General features: G+C 67.8%; 3 protein-coding genes and 1 pseudogene. All 4 read left to right on the forward strand.

The window, feature by feature from the left end:
- The coding region (locus B2Z70_RS00005) for a GTA baseplate fiber-binding domain-containing protein (RefSeq protein ID WP_292979665.1) at window positions 1-1131 on the forward strand (1131 nt) is incomplete at its 5' end.
- Window positions 1131-2411, forward strand: coding sequence for a hypothetical protein (locus tag B2Z70_RS00010; RefSeq protein WP_292979667.1), 1281 nt, complete (start codon window positions 1131-1133; stop codon window positions 2409-2411). The genes B2Z70_RS00005 and B2Z70_RS00010, both read left to right, overlap by 1 nt.
- 18 nt (window positions 2412-2429) lie before the next feature.
- Window positions 2430-2720, forward strand: coding sequence for a DUF6127 family protein (locus tag B2Z70_RS00015; RefSeq protein ID WP_050475407.1), 291 nt, complete (start codon window positions 2430-2432; stop codon window positions 2718-2720).
- Between the two features lie 74 nt (window positions 2721-2794).
- Window positions 2795-2983, forward strand: a pseudogene (locus B2Z70_RS00020) (YcbK family protein); the annotation flags it as partial.

Below are 2983 nucleotides of genomic sequence, written 5' to 3' on the forward strand. Positions count from 1 at the left end.
TCGGGCTCGACCTTCCGGACCCGCATCACCCGTCTCGATGTCGGGGCGGATTTCTCGCTCGCGGTGAAGGGAGTCTCTGAAGCTGCCGCCACCTACGTCTCCAACGTGGCTGCCGATGGCGGCTCCGGCAAACCGGTACAGCTCGTCGGCAGTCAGGCCGCGACGCGGCTGATCCTGCCGGACCTTCCGCTGCTGCGCGATACCGATGACACCGGCGGGTCGGGGTCGCGGATCTACTACCTCATGGGCGGCTTTGGAGGCCCGGGCTGGCCCGGTGCCTCTCTCTACCGCAGCGTCGACGGCACGGCGTGGGCGCAGGTCGGTCGATCCCTGAGCGAGACGGCCTGGGGCGCCACGGCGAATGCCCTCGGCAGGCCGACATCCCCGTTCGCGACCGATGAGACGAACAGCCTCACGGTGTTCATGACCACCGGCGGTGAACGGCTGGAGAGCGTCACACAGGACTCGATGCTCAGCGGCGCCAATGCGGCCCTCGTGCTCAAAGCCAACGGCGAGCCCGAGATCATCCAGTTCCGCGACGTGACGCTGAACCCGGACGGCTCCTACACCCTGTCCGGGCTTTTGCGGGGCCGACGTGGCACCGATGTCTTCGTGGACGGGCACGAGGCCGGCGAGTTGTTTGTCCTCCTCGACCCCGACGATGTCGAGACCATGGTCACCTCGCTCGGCGATCTCGATCTCCCCCGGTCCTGGCGGGCGGTCGGCTTCGGCACGATCTTCGAGGATGCGGAAACGTTGGTCGCTAGCCATACCGGCCGGGACCTCAAGCCCTACGCGCCCTGGAACGTGCAGGCGGCTCTGACCGGCAATCCGGCCAATATCAGTCTCTCCTGGGTCCGACGGACCCGGATAGGTGGCGAGTTGAAGGACGGCACCGGCCTCGTCCCGCTCGGCGAGACCTCCGAGGCCTACGAGATCGACATCCTCTCTACCCCGGGCGGCACGGTGAAGCGGACGCTCTCCGCGACGAACCCGAACGTCGTCTACGCCAATGCCGACATCCTCGCCGACTTCGGTGTCGTCCCGTCGTCCCTGACCGTCACCGTCTTCCAGATCAGCGCCGTCGCGGGCCGCGGCTTCCCGCGCACCGTCACATTGGAGTTCAACTGATGCCCAGCCCCAATCTGGCCGTGACCCATGTCGCGGCCGCCCAGAACCAGAAAGAGGTAACGATCAACGACGCGGTCGATGCCCTCGACAACGCCATGAACCGGGCGCTGTCGGTAGCGATGGCCGACGCCAACATGACGCTGACGGGCACCCAAGCCAACCGTAACGGTCTGATCATCCTCACCGGCACGCTGACAGCATCCCGAACCCTGACGCTGCCCACCAACCACCGGCGGCTCGCAATCCGAAACGAGACCAGCGGCGGCCAGGACGTCCGCGCCAAATACGCGGGCTCCGGCGCGGAGGTCGTCATCGTTCCGGGCGCGACGGTGCTGGTTCAGGGCAATGGCGGCGATCTCTACGGGGTCGGCGGCGGCGCTGGCGCGCTGGGTGATCTCACCGACGTCTCCATCGCCGGCGCCGCCAATGGCGACGTCCTCCAGTTCGATGGAGCCGCGTGGGGCGCCGCAGGCGTCGGCATCTTCAACCGCGCTCTGCTCCCCTTCCGGGGCGCGCTGCTGCGACGCTCGACCAATTTCAGCGTCGCGACGACCGGCGTCTACGTCGCCGTCCCATGGCAAAGCGCCGAGTATGACAGCGACGCATTTTGGGATGCCGGACAGCCCTCCCGCCTGACCATTCCCGCCGGGGTGACGAAGGTCCGGATCGTCGGCAACATCGAGTGGCAGACCTCGCCGACCAGTCAGCTGGTCGAGGTGCGCAAGAACGGCAATAGCGTGCTGGGCGGCGGGTCCTTCATCGTGCGCGGCGACAGCGGCTACTCCAACCAGATGCGCAACCTGTCGAGCGCGGTTCTTCCGGTATCGGCGGGCGATTGGTTCGAGCTGGCCGTCTATGTCGGCACGGCCGGGGAGCTGCGTGGCCTCGAGCGAACGTGGCTGGCGATCGAGGTTGTCGAGACTGCGGATGCGGCCGATCCCCCGGCCGACATCAGCGGCTACAAGGCCGGGCAGCCGGCAGCGGACGAGGTGATCGCGCGGGTGCCGGTGGCGCGACGCATCCGGCTGAAAGTCGATCTTGCGGGCAGCCATGCCAGCGCCGTGGCCGCGGCAACCGCAAGTGCGGATTTCGACATCCGGGTCGATGGCGTGAGCAGCGCCACCATGCGCTTCGCCGCCGCCGCTACGAGCGCCACCTTCATCGCCGCCAGCGACACCGTGCTGGAGCCCGGCCAGGTGCTCAGCGTGGTCGCGCCATCGACACCCGACGCCACGCTCGCCGGGATCGGGTTCACGCTGGCCGGCTCGCTGGTCCTCTGATCACTCCCGGATTGCGTCATGGACAAGGAACCAGAAAGCGGGGCGCTGATCGCGCTGCCGGCCGCCGAGTTTGAAGCCCTGCTGGAGCGCGCGGCCGAGACGGGTGCGCGGCGCGCCCTGCATGAGGTCGGCCTCGATGGCCAGGATGCCGCCGAGGACATCCGTGATCTTCGCTCGTTGCTCGCGGGTTTCCGGCTCGCGAAACAGACGGCCGTCCAGACCGCCGTGCGGCTGATCACCACCGGCGTCCTGCTCGCCCTGATGGCCGGCATCGCCATCAAGCTGAAGCTCTTCGGACCGACGCCTTAACCCATCCGCCCGACCCATCAGACCACCGCCCGCCCTCGTCGAGGAGCGGGCTTTTTTGTGCCTGGAGACCTGCCATGACGACCATGACCTACAAACACTGGCGCGACGTGCCCGAGCGCTCATGGCGCTGGAAGAATTTCTCGCCCGCGGAGATCGCCTGCCGAGGCAGCGGCTCCCTGCGGATCAACGAAGATGCGCTCGACAAGCTCCAGGCGCTGCGCGACCGACTTGGCAAGCCCCTCATCGTCCGTTCGGCCTACCGC

Source organism: Oceanicaulis sp. UBA6590 (assembly GCF_002433705.1).
Lineage (GTDB): Bacteria > Pseudomonadota > Alphaproteobacteria > Caulobacterales > Maricaulaceae > Oceanicaulis.

Bases quoted from the DNA above. Each gene is read 5' to 3' on its own strand.
- B2Z70_RS00010 (WP_292979667.1), top strand. From the start codon at position 1,131: ATGCCCAGCCCCAATCTGGCCGTGACCCATGTCGCGGCCGCCCAGAAC.
- B2Z70_RS00015 (WP_050475407.1), top strand. From the start codon at position 2,430: ATGGACAAGGAACCAGAAAGCGGGGCGCTGATCGCGCTGCCGGCCGCC.